Origin of the sequence: Serratia sp. PAMC26656 (assembly GCF_016469055.2) — a bacterium.
Lineage (GTDB): Bacteria > Pseudomonadota > Gammaproteobacteria > Enterobacterales > Enterobacteriaceae > Serratia > Serratia plymuthica.
In genome coordinates this window covers 4,948,332-4,962,989 of sequence record NZ_CP150486.1, presented here as the reverse complement: position 1 = coordinate 4,962,989, position 14,658 = coordinate 4,948,332, and the positions used below count along the sequence as shown (strand labels likewise).

Annotated in this window: 12 protein-coding genes and 1 riboswitch; of the genes, 7 read left to right on the top strand and 5 right to left on the bottom strand. The window is 58.0% G+C overall.

Features of this window, described 5'->3' with window-relative positions; all coding sequences use genetic code 11:
• Nucleotides 1-52: 52 nt before the first annotated feature.
• Nucleotides 53-673 carry a TIGR04211 family SH3 domain-containing protein gene (locus tag JEM67_RS24220; protein ID WP_004948337.1) on the bottom strand — a complete coding sequence of 207 codons (621 nt, stop codon included), beginning with the start codon at nucleotides 671-673 and terminating at the stop codon, nucleotides 53-55.
• A 279-nt stretch (nucleotides 674-952) separates the two neighbouring features.
• On the opposite strand from JEM67_RS24220, the gene JEM67_RS24215 reads away from it, so the two are divergent.
• The 4 genes from JEM67_RS24215 to yjeH all read left to right on the top strand — a co-directional run bounded on the left by JEM67_RS24215 (nucleotide 953) and on the right by yjeH (nucleotide 8,068).
• Complete coding sequence (locus tag JEM67_RS24215; protein WP_199635744.1) at nucleotides 953-2,260, top strand: inorganic triphosphatase; 1,308 nt, start codon at nucleotides 953-955, stop codon at nucleotides 2,258-2,260.
• Between the two features lie 45 nt (nucleotides 2,261-2,305).
• Entirely contained in the window at nucleotides 2,306-5,143 is a 2,838-nt protein-coding gene (glnE, locus tag JEM67_RS24210) for a bifunctional [glutamate--ammonia ligase]-adenylyl-L-tyrosine phosphorylase/[glutamate--ammonia-ligase] adenylyltransferase (RefSeq protein WP_199635745.1), read from the top strand.
• A gap of 93 nt (nucleotides 5,144-5,236) precedes the next feature.
• Nucleotides 5,237-6,667, top strand: a complete 1,431-nt coding sequence (gene hldE, locus JEM67_RS24205; RefSeq protein WP_013814630.1) for a bifunctional D-glycero-beta-D-manno-heptose-7-phosphate kinase/D-glycero-beta-D-manno-heptose 1-phosphate adenylyltransferase HldE — start codon at nucleotides 5,237-5,239, stop codon at nucleotides 6,665-6,667.
• Nucleotides 6,668-6,817: 150 nt separating this feature from the next.
• Nucleotides 6,818-8,068 (top strand): L-methionine/branched-chain amino acid transporter, encoded by a 1,251-nt coding sequence (yjeH, locus tag JEM67_RS24200; protein WP_199635746.1) that lies wholly within the window; start codon nucleotides 6,818-6,820, stop codon nucleotides 8,066-8,068.
• Between the two features lie 32 nt (nucleotides 8,069-8,100).
• Here yjeH and ubiK read toward each other — a convergent pair whose 3' ends face one another.
• A complete protein-coding gene (gene ubiK / locus JEM67_RS24195; RefSeq protein ID WP_012146986.1) occupies nucleotides 8,101-8,379 on the bottom strand; it encodes a ubiquinone biosynthesis accessory factor UbiK in 279 nt (92 codons plus the stop codon).
• 145 nt (nucleotides 8,380-8,524) lie between these two features.
• A riboswitch (FMN riboswitch) is annotated at nucleotides 8,525-8,686 on the top strand.
• A 112-nt stretch (nucleotides 8,687-8,798) separates the two neighbouring features.
• Between ubiK and ribB the strand changes: the two genes are divergently transcribed.
• On the top strand, nucleotides 8,799-9,452 hold the full coding sequence (gene ribB / locus JEM67_RS24190) for a 3,4-dihydroxy-2-butanone-4-phosphate synthase (RefSeq protein WP_199635747.1): 654 nt from the start codon (nucleotides 8,799-8,801) through the stop codon (nucleotides 9,450-9,452).
• A 65-nt stretch (nucleotides 9,453-9,517) separates the two neighbouring features.
• On the opposite strand, the gene zupT is transcribed toward ribB, so the two are convergent.
• On the bottom strand, nucleotides 9,518-10,285 hold the full coding sequence (zupT, locus tag JEM67_RS24185; protein ID WP_199635779.1) for a zinc transporter ZupT: 768 nt from the start codon (nucleotides 10,283-10,285) through the stop codon (nucleotides 9,518-9,520).
• A gap of 208 nt (nucleotides 10,286-10,493) precedes the next feature.
• Between zupT and ygiD the strand changes: the two genes are divergently transcribed.
• Nucleotides 10,494-11,276 carry a 4,5-DOPA dioxygenase extradiol gene (ygiD, locus tag JEM67_RS24180; RefSeq protein ID WP_062868786.1) on the top strand — a complete coding sequence of 261 codons (783 nt, stop codon included), beginning with the start codon at nucleotides 10,494-10,496 and terminating at the stop codon, nucleotides 11,274-11,276.
• A gap of 57 nt (nucleotides 11,277-11,333) precedes the next feature.
• Here ygiD and JEM67_RS24175 read toward each other — a convergent pair whose 3' ends face one another.
• Nucleotides 11,334-12,494 (bottom strand): glutathionylspermidine synthase family protein, encoded by a 1,161-nt coding sequence (locus JEM67_RS24175; protein ID WP_199635748.1) that lies wholly within the window; start codon nucleotides 12,492-12,494, stop codon nucleotides 11,334-11,336.
• Nucleotides 12,495-12,497: 3 nt separating this feature from the next.
• Nucleotides 12,498-13,163 carry a DUF1190 family protein gene (locus JEM67_RS24170; RefSeq protein WP_013814623.1) on the bottom strand — a complete coding sequence of 222 codons (666 nt, stop codon included), beginning with the start codon at nucleotides 13,161-13,163 and terminating at the stop codon, nucleotides 12,498-12,500.
• Between the two features lie 353 nt (nucleotides 13,164-13,516).
• Between JEM67_RS24170 and JEM67_RS24165 the strand changes: the two genes are divergently transcribed.
• A complete protein-coding gene (locus JEM67_RS24165) occupies nucleotides 13,517-14,623 on the top strand; it encodes a glycerol dehydrogenase (RefSeq protein WP_199635749.1) in 1,107 nt (368 codons plus the stop codon).
• Nucleotides 14,624-14,658 lie beyond the last annotated feature (35 nt).

The window sequence follows — 14,658 nt, the reverse complement described above, 5'->3', positions numbered from 1 at the left end:
CCAATAAAAAAGGCGCCCGCAGGCGCCAATCTCAAACTGAACGATACTGAAATCAGTTCATCCAGCGATTGCTGTTCTTGCGACGCGGGATCAGGTGCGGCAACAGCAGGCCGAGCAGCAGGCCAACGCCGGCGACGCCACCGCCGTACATGAACCACTGCAGAATAATGGTGCGCTGTTTGTCGTCAAGCTGCAGGTTAACCGCGTTAACCTTCTTCTGGGCTACGACCAGCTGGTTTTTCAGATCTTGATTTTCCTGCTGCAGGCCGCTGATGGTGCCGTCGCTTGCAGCCACTTTTTGCTGCATTTCCGCCGTGCGCTGGTTCCAGCTGTTGTCGATATTGGCCAGCTTGTCGGTCAGGGTTTTCACCTGTTGTTCCAGCGCAGGTACGCGAGTGCGCAGGCTTGGCGTCTGGCTGAGCTGATCAAGCGGGATCCAGATATTGCGGCCTTTAGGATCGCGGATTTGGCCATAATTGGTGCTTTCATTTACGCTCAGCAGGGCGACTTCTTCACCGGCGTTCAGAGTACCGACAATACGGTACTGATTACCTGGGCCGCTGTGGACGTAAGTACTTAATTCATCGGAGATATAGCGCTTATCTTCGGCATGTGCGCCCCAAGTGATGCTGAAGCTCAGCACGGCAAGGCAAATTAGGCGTAATTTCTGCATTAGTTCATCGTTTCTGTGTGAATTTATGGAACGATAGTAGAGCGTTCAGTCTGACGACGCAACGCAAAAACCGGAATGAGAACTATCTTACTGTGGCAGATTCTGTGAGTTGCGCAGCGTTTTATAACGTAACAGGTTTTTTCTGCAGTTAGCAGGGTTAAGGCGCCGGGAATCGCGGTAAGATAACGGCAACTGTGCGTCATCGGGCAGAGCGTGGCAGGCAGAGCTCGCCGCCGTGAAGGCTGACGCGAACGCGTAACTTATTGGTGTAAAAGACTTATGACCGTTGAAATAGAATTGAAATTTATTGCTACCCCGGATGCCGTCGCCGCGTTGCCGCAGCAACTGGCTGCCTGGCCGCATCAGCATTCGGCGCCGCAAAAGCTGACCAATATTTACTTTGAAACCGACGACAATTTTTTGCGTAGCCATGATATGGGGCTGCGCATTCGCGGTTTTGACGACAGTTACGAAATGACCATCAAAACCGCCGGTAAGGTGGTGGCGGGTTTGCATCAGCGTCCGGAATACAACGTGGCGATCGCCAAGCCCGAGCTGGCGCTGGATTTGTTCCCGGCGGATATCTGGCCGCAGGGCTGCGACATCCAGGCGCTGCAGCAGCAATTGCAACCGCTGTTCCGCACCGATTTTTTGCGTGAGAAGTGGGTGGTCACTTACGGTAAGAGCGAGATTGAGGTTGGTCTGGACCAGGGTGAGGTGAGCGCGGGTGAACTGAACGAAGCGCTGTGCGAGATCGAGCTGGAGCTTAAAGAAGGCAACACCGCCGATTTGCTGGCGTTGGCTAACGCGCTGGCAGAACACGGCGGCCTGCGTCAGGGCAGCCTGAGCAAGGCGGCGCGTGGTTATCATTTGGCGCAGGGCAACCTCCCGCGCGAGCGCCATCCGCTGGCGGTATTGAAGCCGGCAGCCAAATCCAGCGTTGAGCAGGGGATGGTTGCCAGCTTTGAACTGGGGCTGAGCCATTGGCAGTATCACGAAGAACTGTGGTTACGCGGTGATAACCAGGCTCGTCGTTCGGTGATGGAGGCGATTGCTCTGATCCGCCAGGCACTGGTTATCTTCGGCGGCCTGGTGCCGCGCAAGGCCAGCGCTGATCTGCGCGCCCGGCTAACTGCCCTGGAGCCGCTGCTGGTTGATAAGACCACCAAACCGCAGGTGCTGTGCTACAGCGCGGAATATCTGCAATGTAAGTTGGCGCTCACATCGTGGCTGGTGACCGGCGCCTGGCGGCCATTTATCGACGCAAAAGCGCAGACCAAGCTGGACGGTTCCTTCAAACGTTTCAGCGACATTATGTTGGGGCGCAGCGCCGCCGAGCTGAAAGAAGCCTTCACCCGCACGTTGAATGACGACGAGTATGAAGAACAGCTGCCGCGTCTGACGCGTCAGGTCTCGGCATTTATTCTGCTGTCGGGCGCGTATCCGGACGACGAGACCGGCCCGTATATCGAAAGCTGGCGCGAGCTGCAGCTGGCGGTGGCTGAACGGCGTCAGGGCTGGTACGAAGCTACCCGCAAACAGGCCTTATCGCATGCGCCATTCTGGTTAAACGGCGCGCTCCGCTAATCAAGCCGGCCTGCGAGGCGCAGGCCGCAGGACGGATCATTCACTATGTTGCCACTCTCATGCGCGTTACAGGCTCAGGCACAGAACATCGTGCAGCGTTTTCAGGAAACTCAGGGCGCGGATTGCGCGCTCAGCAGTCAGGAACAATGGGTTTTAGCGTCAAGTGACTTTGTCAGCGACATGTTGCTCAACCAGCCAGCATGGCTGGAGACGCTGCGTAAGCAACCGCCGGTGGCGGATGAGTGGCAACACTATGCCGCCTGGTTGCAGGACTCTCTGGAAGAGGTGTGTGACGAAGCGCAACTGATGCGTGTGCTGCGTCTGTTCCGCCGCGAGACGCTGGTGAGGATCGCCTGGGCGCAGGCGCTGAACCTGTGCAGTACGGAAGAAACGCTGCTGCAACTGAGTGGGCTGGCGGAAACGCTGATCGTCAGCGCCCGTGATTGGCTGTACCAAACCTGTTGCCGCGAGTGGGGCACGCCTTGCAACGCGCAGGGCGTTCCGCAGCCGCTGCTGATCCTCGGCATGGGGAAATTGGGCGGTGGTGAACTGAACTTCTCGTCCGATATCGATCTGATCTTCGCCTACCCGGAAAACGGCCAGACCCAGGGCGGGCGGCGTGAGCTGGATAACGCCCAGTTCTTCACCCGTCTGGGGCAGCGGCTGATCAAAGCGCTGGACCAGCAAACCATTGACGGCTTTGTCTATCGCGTGGACATGCGGTTGCGGCCTTTCGGCGACAGCGGCCCGCTGGTGATGAGTTTTGCCGCGCTGGAAGATTATTATCAGGAGCAGGGCCGTGACTGGGAACGTTACGCCATGGTAAAGGCGCGGCTGATGGGCGGGTCTGAAGACGCTTACAGCCAGGAGTTGCGCAAAACCCTGCGGCCGTTCGTGTTCCGCCGTTATATCGATTTCAGCGTGATCCAGTCGCTGCGCAACATGAAAGGTATGATCGCACGCGAAGTGCGCCGGCGGGGTTTGAAAGACAACATCAAACTGGGCGCCGGCGGCATTCGCGAAATTGAATTTATCACCCAGGTGTTCCAGCTGATCCGCGGCGGGCGCGAGCCGATGCTGCAAGGGCGTTCGCTGCTGCCGACATTGCAAGCGGTGGGTGAACTGGGGCTGCTGGAGCCGCAACAGGCGAAGGCGCTGAGCACCAGCTATCTGTTCCTGCGCCGGCTGGAAAACCTGCTGCAGGCGATTGCCGATCAACAAACCCAAACGCTGCCGCAGGATGAGCTCGATCAGGCGCGTCTGGCCTGGGGCATGGGGTTCAGCGACTGGCTGGCGCTGCTGGCGGCGCTGGAAACCCACATGCAGGCAGTAAGGGCGGTATTTAACGACCTGATTGGCGATGATAGCCCCGATGTGGGCGAAGATCCCGACTATCAGCACTATCACAGTCTGTGGCAGGACGCGCTGGAAGAGAACGAACTGGCGCCGCTGACCCCGCATCTGGATGAAGAAGCGCGCAGGCAGGTGCTGCGTATCATTGCCGAATTCCGCCATGACGTAGACAAACGCACCATTGGCCCGCGCGGCCGCGACGTGCTCGATCAACTGATGCCGCGCTTGTTGGCCGAAGTGTGCCCGCGCCGGGATGCGCCGACTGCGCTGCTGCGTTTGACGCAACTGCTGCTGAGCATTGTGACCCGCACCACCTATCTTGAGCTGCTGGTGGAGTACCACGCGGCGCTCAGCCATTTGATTCGTCTGTGCGCCGCTTCGCCGATGGTCGCCAATCAGCTGTCTCGCTACCCGCTGCTGCTGGATGAGTTGCTGGATCCGGCGACGTTGTATCAGCCGGTGGCGCCGGACGCCTATCGCAGCGAGCTGCGCCAGTACCTGTTACGGGTACCGGAAGACGACGAAGAACAAAAGCTGGAAGCGTTGCGCCAGTTCAAGCAGGCCCAGCAACTGCGTATCGCCGCCGGGGATATCTCCGGCGCGCTGCCGGTGATGAAAGTCAGCGATCACCTCACCTATCTGGCAGAGGCGATCATCGACGTGGTGGTGCAGCAGGCGTGGAGCGACATGGTGGCGCGCTACGGCCAGCCAACCCATTTGCAAGAGCGGGAAGGGCGTGGTTTTGCGGTGATTGGCTACGGCAAATTGGGCGGTTGGGAGCTGGGTTACAGTTCCGATCTGGATCTGGTGTTTATCCTTGATTGCCCGCCGGACGTGATGACTGACGGCGAACGCTGCATTGATGGCCGCCAGTTCTATCTGCGTCTGGCACAGCGGGTGATGCATCTGTTCAGCACTCGCACCTCGTCCGGTATTTTGTATGAGGTGGATGCCCGCCTGCGGCCTTCGGGCGCCGCCGGCATGCTGGTCAGCACCGTCGAGGCGTTTGCCGATTATCAACAGAACGAGGCCTGGACCTGGGAACATCAGGCGCTGGTGCGGGCGCGCATCGTGCACGGCGATCCGGCTTTGCATCAACAGTTTGACGTCATCCGCCGCGAGATCCTGTGCAAACCGCGCGATCCTGAAACCTTGCGGAAGGAGGTGCGCGAGATGCGCGAGAAAATGCGCAGTCACCTCGGCAGCAAGCAACGCGAACTGTTTGATATCAAAGCCGACGAGGGCGGTATCACCGATATCGAATTTATCGCCCAATATCTGGTCTTAGGCTATGCGGGCGCCGAGCCGCGCCTGACGCGCTGGTCGGATAACGTGCGCATTTTCGAGCTGATGGCCAATTACGACATCATGCCGGAAGAGGAAGCGCGCGCGCTGACCCAGGCTTATGTCACCATGCGCGATGAGATCCATCACCTGGCGTTGCAAGAGCATTCTAGCAAGGTCAGCAGTGAGCTGTTCGCCGCCGAACGTGAGCAGGTACGCGCCAGCTGGGGGAAATGGCTGGGCTGACAAGGCCGGTTGCGCAATACGTTTTGCAGGTATTACGGACGTCTGTGGTAATATCTGCGCCACTAAAATTTTGGACTTTTTTGGAGTTATCGGATGAAAGTTACGCTGCCTGATTTTCGCCGCGCCGGAGTATTGGTGGTGGGTGACGTCATGTTGGATCGCTATTGGTATGGCCCGACCAGCCGCATTTCACCGGAAGCGCCGGTGCCGGTGGTCAAGGTTGATACCATCGAAGAGCGTCCGGGCGGTGCGGCTAACGTGGCGATGAACATTGCTTCGCTGGGCGCTAACTCACGTCTGGTGGGCCTGACCGGCATTGATGACGCGGCGCGGGCGCTGAGCGCCAAGCTGAACGAAGTGAACGTGCGCTGTGATTTTGTTTCGGTGCCGACGCACCCGACCATCACCAAGCTGCGCGTGCTGTCGCGTAATCAGCAACTGATCCGTCTCGATTTCGAAGAAGGTTTCTCCAACGTCGATCCGCAGCCGATGCTGGAACGTATCCAGCAGGCCCTGCCGCACATTGGCGCGCTGGTGCTGTCTGACTACGCCAAAGGCGCATTGAGTCAGGTGCAGAGCATGATCCAACTGGCACGCGCCGCCAAGGTGCCGGTGCTCATCGATCCAAAAGGCTCCGATTTTGAGCGTTATCGCGGCGCGACGCTGCTGACGCCAAACCTGTCCGAGTTTGAGGCGGTGGTAGGCCACTGCAAAGACGAAGCCGAATTGGTTGAACGCGGCATGAAACTGGTGGCGGATTTTGACCTTTCCGCGCTGCTGGTTACCCGCTCCGAGCATGGCATGACGCTGCTGCAACCGGGTATTGCGCCGCTGCATCTGCCAACGTTGGCGCAGGAAGTGTTTGACGTGACCGGTGCCGGCGATACCGTGATTGGCGTGTTGGCTGCTGCTCTGGCCGCCGGTAATACGCTGGAAGAGTCCTGTTTCCTGGCCAATGCCGCCGCCGGCGTGGTGGTGGGCAAGCTGGGGACCTCGACCGTTTCGCCAATCGAACTGGAAAACGCGGTGCGCGGCCGTGCCGAAACCGGCTTTGGCGTGATGACCGAAGCCCAGTTGAAAACTGCCGTGGCGCAGGCTCGCCAGCGCGGTGAGAAAGTGGTGATGACCAACGGCATCTTCGACATCCTGCATGCCGGCCATGTTTCCTATCTGGCGAATGCCCGCAAAATGGGCGATCGCCTGATCGTGGCGGTGAACAGCGATGCGTCCACCAAACGTCTGAAAGGCGAAACCCGTCCGGTCAACGTACTGGAAAACCGCATGATCGTGCTCGGCGCGCTGGAAGCGGTGGACTGGGTCGTGCCGTTTGAAGAAGACACCCCGCAGCGCCTGATCGCCGACATCCTGCCGGATCTGTTGGTGAAAGGCGGTGACTACAAGCCTGAAGATATCGCCGGCAGCGCCGAGGTGTGGGCCAACGGCGGCGACGTCAAGGTACTGAACTTTGAAGACGGCCTGTCGACCACCAACATCATCAAGGCAATCAAAGACGGGCGTGGTTAACGCCTTCTTTTTTAGCCTAAATAATTCGAGTTGCATCGAGGCGGCAATCGAGTGAGTCCCGATGAGTTTACATGAGTAAGTGATTCGGGTGAGTAAGAGCAGCCAACGTGGATGCAGCTTGAAGTATGACGGATAAAATGGCGGTGGTCAGTGAGTGGACTGAAGCAGGAACTGGGGTTGGCGCAGGGCGTTGGGTTATTGTCCACTTCGTTGCTGGGTACCGGAGTGTTTGCCGTTCCGGCACTGGCGGCACAGGTAGCGCAAGGCGATAGCCTGTGGGCCTGGCCGGTGCTGATTGCGCTGGTATTCCCTATCGCCATCGCTTTTGCGGCTCTGGGTCGCCACTTCCCCAGTGCCGGTGGCGCTGCACACTTTGTCGGTATGGCGTTTGGCCCACGCATGGCGAAGGTCACCGGCTGGTTGTTTCTGTCGGTGATCCCGGTTGGCCTGCCGGCTGCCTTGCAAATTGCCGCCGGGTTCTGGCAAGCCACGCTCGGTTGGAGCGCCAACGGTCTGCTGCTGGTACAGATCGCCACGCTGGTGGCGATTTGGCTGTTGGGGACGCGCAGCGCGGGCTCCAGCGCCAATATTCAAACGCTGATCGCCATTCTGGTGGTGGGGTTGGTGGCTGCTATCTGGTGGCGAGGCGATATCTCGCCTGCCCAAATCCCCTGGCCTGCAATAGACGAAATTTCTCCTCCCAATTTGTTCCATGCGTTGGCGGTGATGTTCTGGTGTTTTGTCGGGCTTGAAGCGTTCGCGCATTTGGCAACCGAATTCCGCAACCCCGAGCGCGATTTCCCGCGTGCGCTGCTGCTTGGCATGTTAGTCGCCGGGGCGGTCTATTGGGGCTGCACCGTGGCGGTGCTGCATTTCCACGCTTACGGCGAACATCAGGCTGCCGCGGCGTCGTTGCCCGGCATCGTGGTGCAATTGTTTGGTCAGCATGCGCTGTGGGTTGCCTGCATCATTGGTTATCTGGCTTGCTTCGCCAGCGTGAATATCTATACGCAGAGCTTTGCCCGGCTGGTGTGGTCGCAGGCGCAAGATAGGCCTTCCAGCGCATTGGCCAAGCTGTCTGCCGGGCAAGCCCCGGTCAACGCATTGAGCGCGGTGGTGGGCTGCTGCCTGCTGTTCACCTTGCTGATTTATACGCTGAAGCTGCCGCTGGATACGCTGCTGGTGTATGCCAATGGCATCTTTGTGCTGATTTATCTGCTGTGCATGCTGGCGGGGTGCCGAATTTTGCACGGGCGTTCGCGGTTGATGGCGGTGGCGGGTTTGGTGCTGTGCCTGTTACTGATGGTGATTATCGGCTGGAAAAGCCTGTATGCGTTGGGGATGTTCGCGCTGATTTGGCTGGTGTTGCCGCGCAGGCCGCGAGCGGCGATTGGCTCCTAATAAGGGCGCGGTATCGCGCCCTTGGAGACATCTTATTCAGCGTCTGGCTGTTGCGCTGCCGGTGTTGCGTTCAGCTTGCTTTCCAGCTCGCTCATACGCTGTTCCAGTAACGCCAGTTTTTCACGGGTGCGCAGCAGCACCTGAGTTTGCACGTCGAACTCTTCGCGGTTGACCAAATCCAGGCGAGTGAGCTGCGACTGCAGCACCTGACGGATTTTCTTCTCGACGTCTTCCCCGAATTCACGAACGCCTTTAGGCATGGACTCATGAACCTGGCGTGCGATCTGTTCAATTTTTTTCGGGTCAATCATGGCGTATCCCTTTCAGAGTTTAATAGCTGTTGCCTAGTGTAATGCGAGTTGCCCGCCGGATAAACCAATAACCGCATTCTCCGCAGGGGGCCGAATTGTGCTTTTGCCAATTGCCCTGATTAATCATTAGCGTTATAGTCAGAATGCTTATTCTCAGGGCGGGGTGCAAGTCCCCACCGGCGGTAAATCACCTTCTACGGTGAAAGCCCGCGAGCGCTCAGCCAGTCTCTTGTAGTTTGGTTAGAGGTCAGCAGATCCGGTGTAATTCCGGGGCCGACGGTTATAGTCCGGATGGGAGAGAGTAACGGTATCTGCCGGGCTTGCGCCCGCTTGCGTTATTTTTTTAGCTATTGTTGTAGCTACTCCTCAAGATCGCCCTGGTTCTGGTAATCCATAATTTTCTAATGAGGTTTTTTACCATGAATCAGACGCTACTTTCAGATTTCGGCTCGCCGGTAGAACGCGTTGAACGCGCTCTTGAAGCATTGCGCAACGGGCGCGGTGTGATGGTGCTTGATGATGAAAATCGTGAAAACGAAGGTGATATGATCTTCGCCGCAGAAACCATGACCGTTGAGCAAATGGCGCTGACCATTCGTCACGGCAGCGGTATCGTGTGCCTGTGTATCACCGAAGACCGCCGTCAGCAGCTTGAGCTGCCGATGATGGTGACCAACAACTCCAGCCAGTTCCAGACTGCCTTCACCGTGACTATCGAAGCGGCGCAGGGCGTGACGACCGGCGTTTCCGCCTCCGACCGCCTGACCACGATTCGTGCGGCAGTGGCCGATAACGCCAAGCCGAGCGATCTGAACCGCCCTGGCCACGTGTTCCCGCTGCGTGCGCAGCCGGGTGGGGTGCTTAGCCGCCGTGGCCACACCGAAGCGACTATCGATCTGGTGGCCATGGCCGGTTTCAAACCTGCCGGCGTGCTGTGCGAGCTGACCAACGACGATGGCAGCATGGCGCATGCTCCGGAAGTGATCGAGTTCGCCAGGAAGCATGACATGACTGTGCTGACCATCGAGGATCTGGTGGCTTACCGCCAGGCCCTCGAGCAGAAAGCCAGCTGATAGCAGACAGCCACGCTGAATATGAAAAAAGCCGCGAATGCGGCTTTTTTTGTGGCTGAAAATACTTAACCGATGCCGCCGCTTTGCAACAGCGTCAGGCTGAACCCCATGACCGCCATCCCGCATAATACGCCGTAGCTGGGGTTGTTGTGCGGGTCGATCTCTTTGGCCAGCGGCATCAATTCATCTACCGACAGCGCCACCATAATACCGGCCACGGCTGCCATAATCGACGCCATCACTACCGGTGAGATCATCGGGCCGAGCAGCAGGAACGCCAGCACGCCGCCGAGAATTTCCGCCATGCCGGAAATGCCTGACCACAGCAGCGCTTTGGTTTTTGAACCGGTGGCGGCATACACCGGTCCGGCAACCGCCAACCCTTCAGGAATATTGTGGATGGCGACCGCCAGCGCGACACCCATCCCCAATTCCAGATCGGCGCTGGCGGTAACGAAGGTAGCGACGCCTTCCGGGAAATTGTGCAGGCTGATGCCGAGTGTCAGCAGCATTGCGGTGCGTTTCAGGTTATAGGGAGTGAGCGGCTTTTGCTGCAAATCCTGTGGATGCTGATGCGGCAGCATGCGGTCCAGCGCAAAATACCCCAAGAGGCCGAGCATGAACATGCCGTAGCCCAGCATCGGCGACATACCCTGGGTATGCAGCGCCGCAGGCAGCATTTCCATCAATGAAATCAGCAGCATAATCCCGGCGGCAAAGCCGAGGGCAAAGGCCAGCATCCGGTTGGATGGTTTTTGGCCGATGATGCCGAACAGGGCGCCGACAAAGGTGGCACCGCCGGCCAGCAGGGTCAGGATCAGGGGTACTGACAGAATAGCCTCCTTATATGCTGCTAATTAGTGTTTATTTTCTGATACTAACAGAGTAAAGGCTGAAATCGAGCGGATTTGACTGATGACTTCCATTGTTTAAACCATTCAAATTTATTGAAGATCATCATCATGGTTATCCGGCTGTGTTGCTGTGGCAAACGGCGTAATCTGGTTAGCAGAACGTAAGATGACTAACCAAGGATTATGTATGAACACCTCTCGTATGCCTGCTCTTTTCCTCGGTCACGGTAGCCCGATGAACGCGCTGGAAGAAAATCGCTACACCCTGGCATGGCGTGCGCTGGGTGAAACGCTGCCGCGTCCAAAAGCCATCGTTGCCGTTTCCGCGCACTGGTACACCCGTGGCACCGCGGTTACCGCGATGGAAAAGCCAAAAACCATCCATGATTTTGGCGGTTTCCCGCAGGCGCTGTTTGATACTCGGTACCCGGCGCCGGGCTCTCCTGAACTGGCGGCACAGTTGCAGCAGTTGCTTGCGCCGATTGAGGTCACGGCGGATGTCAGTGAGTGGGGGCTGGACCACGGCACCTGGGGAGTCTTGATCAAGATGTATCCCGATGCGGATATTCCAATCGTACAACTCAGTATCGACGGCACCAAACCGGCTGAATATCATTACCAACTGGGCCGCAAACTGGCGGCGCTGCGTGAGCAGGGGGTGATGATTGTCGCCAGCGGCAACGTGGTGCATAACCTGCGAATGGTGAAATGGCAGGGGGATACCACCCCTTATCCGTGGGCGGAGTCCTTTGACAAGTTCGTGCGCGATAATCTGAATTATCAGGGGGATAATCATCCTCTGGTGAATTTCATGCAGCATCAGGGAGCGGCGTTGTCGAACCCGACGCCGGAACATTATCTACCGTTGCTGTACGTGCTGGGCAGTTGGGATGGCGAAGAAGCGATATCCGTGCCTGTGGACGGCATCGAGATGGGCGCTTTGAGCATGCTGTCGGTTCAGGTCGGTTAAATAAAAAACGCCAGTCTCAGACTGGCGTTTGCATTTTAGGTCACTGGCGAGTCCCCGTCAGCCGAGGATGATGTGCGGGTAGAAACGCGACAGATCCTGGGTGATCAGCTCGCGATCTTCACGCAGGCCGATACCGCAGGGTTGATCGTCCACCAGCCAACTGCCGATCAGCGTATAGCTGCCCTCGAACTGCGGCAATGGGTGGAACTGTTGCACAATCATGCCTTCTTCGCCGTACGGGCCGTCAACGCGTGCCACTTCCTGACCGTTCTGCACGATCTGGATATTGGCGCCTTCGCGTGAGAACAGCGGCTTGGTGACGTAGTGATCGAGCTGCGGATGTTCGTCCTGCGCGAAGTAGGCCGGCAGCAGGTTCGGGTGATCCGGGAACATTTCCCACAGCATCGGCAGCAGCGCCTTGTTGGAGATAATGCTTTTCCAGGCCGGCTCCAGCCAGCGCACGCCGGCATCTTCCAGCTTGGTGGAAAACATCTCGCGCAGCATAAACTCCCACGGGTAGAGCTTGAACAGATTGCCGATCACCTGGTCTTGCAGATCGGTAAACTGGCCTTTCTCGCCGAGACCAATGTCTTCCATAAACAGGAACTCGGTCGGCACGCCGGCTTCCTGCGCGCAGTCCTGCAAGTATTGCACTGTACCGCGATCTTCTTCGCTGTCCTGGCAACAGGCCAGATGCAGCAGACCGAAGCCGTGGTGCGCTTTCAGATCGGCAAAACGCTCAATCAGCTTTTCTTGCAGGCTGTTGTACTGATCGGACTCCGGGCTGAGATTGCCGGCGTTGATCTGGTCTTCCAGCCACAGCCATTGGAAGAAGGCCGCTTCATACAGCGAGGTTGGCGTATCGGCATTGTTCTCCAGCAACTTGGGTGGATTGACGCCGTCGTAGGCCAGATCGAGACGCGAATACAGCGACGGTTGGCTGGTGCGCCATGAGCTGCGTACGAAATCCCAGGTGTGCTTCGGGATCTGGAATTTGGCCATAAGCGCATCGCTGCTGACCACTTTCTCCACCACTTGCAGGCACATCTGGTGCAGCTCGGCGGTGGCGCTTTCAATCTCTTCGATTTGCGCCAGCGTAAACTGGTAATAGGCATCCTCACACCAGTATGGCTCGCCATACATGGTGTGGAATTTGAAGCCGAACTCGGTCGCTTTTTCGCGCCAGTTCGGGCGCTCGGTAATCGTAACGCGTTTCATGCCTTAACCGCCCATGCTGCGTGAGCTGCCGGAGGTGGCGCTGCTGCGCTGCATGCTGGTCTGCTTGGCCACGGATTCGCCAAAGCCACCGCGGGTAACGGTGTTGGTTACCGCCGGTTTTGGCGCCATCGCGGTTTTCGGCACCGTCATGGTGCGGCCGCCTGCAGTGGCCGGGCCGTAGCTCTTGCCGGTGGCGTCAACGAACTTGCCGTTGGCCGGACTGGCGGCGTTTTTGGAAGTGAACAGCGGCTGTTGGGCAAAGCCGGAGCCGCCCATCATGCGACCCATCATGTAGCCTGCCATCAGTGGCATCCAGAAGCTGCCGCTGCTTTGCGATTCTGCCGCCATGCCGGCCTGCGCCGGAGCGGGTGCCTGAGTACACTGCGCTTCACCGAACTCGGCGACGCAGTCTTCACGGGTGGCGTATTTAGGCGCGGTTTTTTCGGCTTCTTTCAGGGCGTTGTTATAGGCGGTGGTGCACTGCTCGCTCATGGAAGGGTTAGTGCGCGAACACTCGTCGGCATTTTGATACATCGAGACCGTTTCATCCGCTTTTTCACAGCCGGCCAGCATAAAGACTCCGCTGATTGCCAAGGCTACGGGCGCAACGCGGTAGCTGCGCCAGGATTTGCGGAACGTCTCTTGGTTGATGTTTTTTGTCCGTTTCATCGTTATTAATCCCATCAGTCGGGCTGTTTTCGCCCTTTCCCAGTAGTGGCGGTAAGAATAGGGGAAAGATGGTCAAAATTAAAGCTGAAACGCCCGTAGAATCCACTCTTTACGCAGTTATACGTTAGGCTGTGCGCCAGCTCGCTTTACCGGCTGGAAAAGCGACGGCAGAGTTTCATTATGAAACGGCATGGAGGCTGTTATGTTCCATAATGGAACAAAAACGCAGTCTGTCGTAAAGCTCTCCGTTAGCCCTATAGTCAGTGCATAACAACGCGACGGCACAAGACCGGACGCATCATCACCTGATATCTGAACGTTACCATCGCCAATTTCCCTACAAGGATCCGGTTATGTTGAGAATCATCCAGTCTCCAGGCAAGTACATTCAGGGCGCCCATGCACTGGTCGCCGTGGGCCAATACGCGAAAGCGCTTGCCGACCATTATTTCGTGATTGCCGACGACTTCGTCATGAAGCTGGCGGGCGATACCCTGATGGGCAGCCTGCAACAGCACGGGGTGAAACATCATGCCTGCCTGTTCAACGGCGAATGCTGCCATAAGGAAATCGACCGGTTGGGGGGCGAACTGAAGGCCCATGGTTGTCGCGGCGTGATTGGCGTCGGCGGCGGAAAAACCCTCGATACCGCCAAAGCCATCGCGCACTATCAGCAATTGCCGGTAGTGTTAATTCCCACCATTGCTTCCACCGATGCGCCGACCAGCGCGCTGTCGGTGATCTACACCGAACAGGGCGAATTTGCCGAGTACCTGATCTACCCACGCAACCCGGATATGGTGGTGATGGACAGCGCGATTATCGCCAAGGCACCGGTGCGCCTGTTGGTCGCGGGAATGGGCGATGCGCTTTCCACCTATTTTGAGGCGCAGGCCTGTTTCGACGCTCAGGCAACCAGCATGGCGGGCGGCAAATCGACGCTGGCGGCGCTCAGCCTGGCGCGGCTGTGCTATGAGACGCTACTGGCAGAAGGCGTCAAAGCCAAACTGGCGGTTGAGGCCGGGGTGGTGACGGAAGCGGTCGAACGCATTATCGAGGCCAATACCTATCTGAGCGGCATTGGTTTTGAAAGCAGCGGGCTGGCGGCGGCGCACGCTATTCACAACGGTTTCACCGTGCTGGAAGAGTGTCATCACCTGTACCACGGCGAGAAAGTGGCTTTCGGCACGCTAGCGCAACTGGTACTGCAAAACAGCAGCATGGCGCAGATCGAAACGGTGCTGGATTTCTGCCACCGCATCGGCCTGCCTGTCACGCTGGCCGAGATGGGCGTTAGCGGCGATGCGGCAGAGAAAATCATGGCGGTTGCTGAAGCCAGCTGCGCCACCGGCGAAACCATCCACAACATGCCGTTCAAGGTGACGCCGGCCAGCGTGCAGGCCGCAATCTTGACGGCAGACCGGCTGGGTAGCGCCTGGCTGCAACAATATCAACGCTGATACCGCAGGGGCGCAGCAGGCTGCGTCCCGCTGGC

Excerpts from the sequence above, each read along its gene's own strand:
- JEM67_RS24175 (WP_199635748.1), bottom strand. The coding sequence starts at position 12,494 with ATGAAACGCGTTACGATTACCGAGCGCCCGAACTGGCGCGAAAAAGCG.
- JEM67_RS24215 (WP_199635744.1), top strand. The coding sequence starts at position 953 with ATGACCGTTGAAATAGAATTGAAATTTATTGCTACCCCGGATGCCGTC.
- JEM67_RS24220 (WP_004948337.1), bottom strand. The coding sequence starts at position 673 with ATGCAGAAATTACGCCTAATTTGCCTTGCCGTGCTGAGCTTCAGCATC.
- ubiK (WP_012146986.1), bottom strand. The coding sequence starts at position 8,379 with ATGATTGACCCGAAAAAAATTGAACAGATCGCACGCCAGGTTCATGAG.
- JEM67_RS24170 (WP_013814623.1), bottom strand. The coding sequence starts at position 13,163 with ATGAAACGGACAAAAAACATCAACCAAGAGACGTTCCGCAAATCCTGG.
- JEM67_RS24165 (WP_199635749.1), top strand. The coding sequence starts at position 13,517 with ATGTTGAGAATCATCCAGTCTCCAGGCAAGTACATTCAGGGCGCCCAT.
- glnE (WP_199635745.1), top strand. The coding sequence starts at position 2,306 with ATGTTGCCACTCTCATGCGCGTTACAGGCTCAGGCACAGAACATCGTG.
- hldE (WP_013814630.1), top strand. The coding sequence starts at position 5,237 with ATGAAAGTTACGCTGCCTGATTTTCGCCGCGCCGGAGTATTGGTGGTG.
- ribB (WP_199635747.1), top strand. The coding sequence starts at position 8,799 with ATGAATCAGACGCTACTTTCAGATTTCGGCTCGCCGGTAGAACGCGTT.
- ygiD (WP_062868786.1), top strand. The coding sequence starts at position 10,494 with ATGAACACCTCTCGTATGCCTGCTCTTTTCCTCGGTCACGGTAGCCCG.